Raw genomic sequence first — 5591 nt, forward strand, 5'->3', positions numbered from 1 at the left:
TCCTAAATAAATCATGTCATTTGCCCACCGTAAAAACCCATTCACGTTTTCATGAATGGGTTTTTTGATATTTTCAGGTTATAGCAAAAGCAGCAATATTGGAATGAATAACGAAAGAATAATGGCAGAAGTTGTCATGGCTATACACCCCATGGCACCTTCTTCCTCTCCCCACATGAGTGAACGGCTGGCTCCCATCATCTGTGCTGAAGTGCCCATTGCCAATCCCTTTGCGGCTTTACTATTTATTCCTAGCCACTTCAATAGCTTCGGTCCCATCATAACTGAAAAAAGACCAGAAAATAGCACAAAGAAAACAGTAAAGGCCGTTGTCCCTCCCAGGCCATCCGACACCGTTAAAGCTACCGGGAGTGTTACCGAACGCGGAATAAGAGATGCCATAATCTCCTGATTAAAGTGAAAAAGCTGTGACAGGATGTAAACCGTAAATATGCCTAAAGAGGTCCCGGCAAAGACTCCTGAGAATATTTTCTTAAGATGTCTCTTCATTAAGGGCCACTCCTTATATAAAGGAACAGCAAAAGAGACAACCGAAAGCTGGAGGAGCAGTTCAAACAGACTGCTTCCTTTTTGATAGGCTGATAGAGGGATGTTGCACAATAATAGAATGATAAGCAAAAGCGCAGTTCCGGTATATAAAGGATTTAACCAACTCTTCTTAAATCTCCTGAAAGCTTGCAGGCTTGCAATATAACTGGCAAGAGTCATTAAGATGCACCCTAAACTATTGAAAAAAACAGAACTCATTTTTGGCTCCTCCTTCTTATGGTCTCATACAATTGAACAGAATACGCTGTGCCCAATAAACAACAAAAGCTGCTTAGAATCAGCACCAAAAGGAAATGAAAATTTAATAGAGGAATAAAATTGGGAGATAAAAATAATCCAATGACAAAGGGGATAAACAACAAGGACATGTGTTTAATTTGAAAAGATGCTGCTTTTTCTATCCATTCTAATTTAATCAAATTAGTTACCAATAGGATTAATAACATAATCATCCCTATGACACTTCCAGGAAGCGGAATATGAAAGAACGCAGCAGCAAAATTCCCTGCAATCAGAAAAATAGCGAGTAACAATACTTGAATCAGCCAGGGCAAATGATTTTCTCCTTCCTAACCGCTTTTTATCATCTTACTGGATAAAAAAAGAAAAAACATGATACTTGTAAGGTTTCTTTACACACTTTTTTTTAATACTTGTTAGTTTTTGTTAGATTTGCTTACCATACAGATAAAAAAGCTGCCTGTTTTAATTAGACAGACAGCTTTTCCTTTGAAACTGATTGTATTTGTTCTTCCTGAAAATACGGCAGAAGATGCTTATGACAAGTAAAAAGTAAAATTTGCCGATTTGTCAGGCTCTTTAACAGGTTAATCATTCTTTCAGTTCGGACATGATCAAAATTCACGAAGCTATCATCAATAATAATGGGGAACGGGTATTTGCCATAAATCGTCATGGCGAGTGCAAGCCTAAAGGAGACGTATATCTGTTCCGCAGTCGCCTGGCTCAGCTCTTTTGCTTCAAAAACTGCTCCTGTCCGGCTTTCTATCAGAAGACCGCTTCCTTCCTCTTTAGGAAAAATCCGTACATAACGGCCATTGGTTAAATAAGAAAGATATTGCTCTGCCTTTCCCAGCATTCTGGGCAAACGCTCATTTTTAAAAATGTTTATCGTTCGATCTAATATATCTTTGGCAGCAGCATATTTTGCCCACTCCCTTGCTTCTGCTTGAAACTCAGATTTCAGCAAAGCGAACTTATGGAGGAGTTCCGCATATGTTCCGCCTTCTTCAAGAATTCCGATTTCATGTTTTACTTCTGCAAGTTTGCTCTGCAGACCAGGAATACTTTCCTTCAGCTGAGCAGCTTTTTCGCTAACAGCTCGAATCTCCGCTTCCGGTCTTCTCAGATTGGAATATTTTTCGATTTCTTCCTGTGAAAAAGAGTTAAGATTTATTTGCTTGCGGACCTGTTTTATCTGTTCTTCAAGTTCTGTTAATTTCTGTGCTTCTTCTGCTTTTTCCCGGTATTCCTCGGCATCGTCAGTGCCTGCGCTTGAGAGCAGGTGCTCGCATTCTTTTTGGAAGTGGCTAAGTTCGGCAAGCACTGTGCTGAGTTCAAACTTTAACTCTTGAAGCTTGGTTTCTCTTTCACCCTGCTTGATCTGTTTTTCCGTTTCTTCCTTTAGCCTTTTTTTCAGCTGATAGCCGATTTCCTGAACACTTCCCGGCTCGCCATCTAATAGAGCTTTTAGCTCTTGAAAAGTTTGGAGCTTCTCATTAATTCCCTTTTCTGCTGATACCTTTCTTTCAAGGGTATATTTCTTTTCCCTGTTAAGGACTTTCAGTTTTTCAATCAGACTAAAAGCCTCGCTTAAATAGTTTTTGGCAATTTCAGAAGGAAGCAGCAGCTGTTTTCCCAGCTGCAGGAGTTCAGATTCAAGTTCGGCAGATTCCTTTTCCCATTTTTCAAAAGAGCTAATGACCTTTTCGTATTTTTCATTTGTCTGTTCAAGCTGAAATTGTAATTGGATAAGCTTATTTTGCCTTTCGCTGTCTTTATTCAGCTGTACCTCCAGGCTCGCAGCATGCTGAATGTCAGGATGCTTCAATTTCTCCAGCAGTGATTGTTCTTTTTCACTCAGGGCTTTTATCTCATCTTTAATAAAGCTTCCCTGACCCTTAGGCTCTTTTTTATTAGCCATAGCAAAACAAAAGGCTGCGCCTATCAGCCCTGCACCTGCTATCACCCATAATTGACTAAAGATTCCCCAGCCGGCAAAAGCTGCAAAAAGAACTCCCAAAAACAAAAGCTGCCTTTTTTCCTGGTATGTTTTTTGCTGTCTTTTTTTCTGTTCCTTTTTTTCTGTTTTTAGAAGGAACTGGATCCTTTCCTGTGTATCCTGCAGCTCTTTTTCGATATTATGCTTATTTGCGGTGAAGCTTAGTGTTTCTTTAATGGCCGCACGTTCATCCTCCGTAAGAATCTGCTCTTTCAATTCGCCAATTTTCTGTTCCGTATTCACAAGCGCCGATTTTTCATCGTTAAACCGATCATCCAACTCCAGTTTCATAGCTTGCAGGTGCTTTCGCCGCGAATTTACTGCATTAATCTTTTCCTTCATAAAAACACTCGTATCAGCTTTTTCAAGCTGTTGTTCGTCAATTTGAAGATGAATTCTTTCCTGAAGATTTAAAATTTCCTCTGAAATATTATCCACCTTTATTGATAATTCTTTTTCTTCTTGCGTTAATCTATCCAGCAGCGGCAGCCCCTCAGCTGCTGCATTGATTTGTGGCTCATGCTTAAGAAGAAAATGATCAGGCTGACTGCTTTCCAGCTCTTGTTCCAGGATGCTTATTCTGGATTCCAGACTGGCTCTTCGTCCTTCCAGCGGCTGAATCAGGCTTTCCAGCTTCTCCAAAAGAACAAGCCCATTTGCCGGAAAAGACACGTCTGTAAACCTTTCCCGTTCTTTGATCAGCTCTTGCTCCTCTGCAAGTAATGGATAGAGTTCCTTCCATTCTTTTAGACGGGATAGCTCATGCCGTTGTTGCTCCAGCTCATGCTGAATTCTCTGTAAATCGTTTTCGATACTTTCTTTTTCATGCAGCAATATCCAATACTGCTCATTATTCTGCTCCGCTTTTTTCAAATCCCGATGAAGCTGCTTCATCTCTTTCAGTTTTACATTCAGGGAAGGCTTTTTTCCGTTTGGCTTAAAGCGGCTTTCCAATTCCTTTTGAAGTATATTTTCAGCAGAAACGAGATGATCCGTGCCCAGTGAACCAGCTGAAAACAAATACCTGCCCAAATCTTCACCCTTCATTTGATTCACATTTTGCAGACCATGAATATTAAAGGAGAAAATAGATTGATACAGATTTTTATCTATATGGTGAAGGAGTTCACTTAAAAGTTCTTCTCCGCCCCTTGTTCCATCTTCAAGCAGGACGCTGACATCACCCGATGCCTTGCCTTTAACCCGCTCTATGACCGCCTTTCCTCTATCAGGAAAAACAGCTGTAATCCTGCCGCCATATTTTGCTCCTTCCTTAGGCTCATACCTTAATTCCGATTGGGTCTTTGCCGGAAAGCCAAAAAGAACACTATGGATAAAAGACATGATGGTAGATTTGCCTGCCTCATTTTCTCCGTAAATAACCTGCAAGGATTGAATATCGTCAAGTATAAAGTCAGTAAGCTTTCCATAACCGTAAATATGTATGTCTGTAATTATCAATGGTCCACCTCCATTCATTGTCCTCAAGCTTTATATAACAGGCCCACGAGCAGTGCTTCCGCTTCCTCGGCGATTCTCTGTTTTTCATCCTTTGTGAGTTCGCCCATAAATCTTCTTGCCAGGGGATGTGAATATAAGGACAAAGCACTTTCACTGTGCTCTGCAAACTGATCCGCAGTTTTAAAAAGCTCATTGAAAAAATCTGATTCATGTGCCAGCTTTTCTTTATTCCACATTCTTTTTTCATTCACTGTGATACCGGAAATCCATACAAATGGTTCCTCATCTGCTTCCTCCTCCTGCAGCGTTTCGAGGAGCTCGCCATTGGTTATGCTTCTTAATTCGTGATCAGGCATGCCTGCATCGGCAAGTGTCAGATTCAGGACTGTTCCCAGCCTGTTTTGGCGCTTTTCTTCCATCAAATTTAAGCAAATCTCATATACATCCTGATAGTTCTCCAATCCGGAAGCATCTATTTCTGCATTTTCCCAGATAACAGGAGCTGCTTCCAGAAACTCCGTCTTTGCACCAGAACGATCAAGCTCAACTAAATAGCATCCTTTCGGACCGGTTTCTTTCCGGTTTCTACCTTGTATATTACCGGGGTAAATGACGGGTGGCTCGGAAATGATGATTTCCCGTTTATGTATATGTCCGAGAGCCCAATAATCAAAGTCCTTTCCAAGCAGATCATTTATTCGGAACGGCGCATATGGAACATGATCACTGCTGCCTTCAAAAGAGCCATGAAGTATTCCAATATGCAGATCAGCTCCATCTTCCCTGCTATATTGATCGATCATCCTTTCCAGTACATGTCTCTCAGGGTAGCTGAAACCATATAGATGAACAGATGTACCATTTTCAGCAGTATGCTTCACCACTTCAACCTCATGGGAGAAAATATGGACATTTTCCGGCATTGGCAAATGGGCCCATCGGCCATCCATATGGTCATGATTACCATGGACTGCATAAACAGCAATCCCGCATTCAGCCAGCCGCTCCATCTCCTTCCGAAAACGGGTTTGTGCCTTTATGCTCCTGTCTTCACCGTCAAATAAATCCCCGGCTAAGATGACAAAGTCCACAGAATGGAAAATGGCTAAGTCAATTATTTTGGTAAATGCATCGAAAGTGCTTTCCTGAAGCTTTTTAAAAATGGCCGAAGGCAAATGCTTCAAACCGGACATTGGACTATCCAGGTGCAAGTCTGCAGCGTGAATAAACGTAACCCTTTTCATGTAAACTTCCTTTCATTCCTTTTCTTTCATTTTACCTCATATAAAAAGCGAATGCACGTTCCTATTCGAATTGG

Annotated in this window: 4 protein-coding genes; all 4 read right to left on the reverse strand. The window is 41.0% G+C overall.

Annotated features, from left to right (window positions below; translation table 11 throughout):
- Positions 1–78 precede the first annotated feature (78 nt).
- The gene (locus BFI01S_RS20720) at positions 79–768 is read right to left on the reverse strand and encodes an LrgB family protein (protein WP_061794279.1); all 690 of its coding nucleotides are present in this window, start codon (positions 766–768) and stop codon (positions 79–81) included.
- Positions 765–1124: a CidA/LrgA family protein gene (locus tag BFI01S_RS20725; protein WP_061794280.1), complete on the reverse strand. Its 360-nt coding sequence runs from the start codon at positions 1122–1124 to the stop codon at positions 765–767. Before BFI01S_RS20725 ends, BFI01S_RS20720 begins: the two co-directional genes overlap by 4 nt.
- A 155-nt stretch (positions 1125–1279) precedes the next feature.
- Complete coding sequence (locus tag BFI01S_RS20730) at positions 1280–4273, reverse strand: ATP-binding protein (protein WP_061794281.1); 2994 nt, start codon at positions 4271–4273, stop codon at positions 1280–1282.
- A 23-nt stretch (positions 4274–4296) separates the two neighbouring features.
- Positions 4297–5517 (reverse strand): metallophosphoesterase family protein, encoded by a 1221-nt coding sequence (locus tag BFI01S_RS20735; RefSeq protein WP_061794282.1) that lies wholly within the window; start codon positions 5515–5517, stop codon positions 4297–4299.
- Positions 5518–5591: the final 74 nt, after the last annotated feature.

The sequence above is a fragment of the Cytobacillus firmus NBRC 15306 genome (assembly GCF_001591465.1).
Lineage (GTDB): Bacteria > Bacillota > Bacilli > Bacillales > Cytobacillaceae > Cytobacillus > Cytobacillus firmus.

What these genes read in the sequence shown, in the direction of transcription:
- BFI01S_RS20720 (WP_061794279.1), bottom strand. Translation starts at nt 768, where the DNA reads ATGAGTTCTGTTTTTTTCAATAGTTTAGGGTGCATCTTAATGACTCTT.
- BFI01S_RS20735 (WP_061794282.1), bottom strand. Translation starts at nt 5,517, where the DNA reads ATGAAAAGGGTTACGTTTATTCACGCTGCAGACTTGCACCTGGATAGT.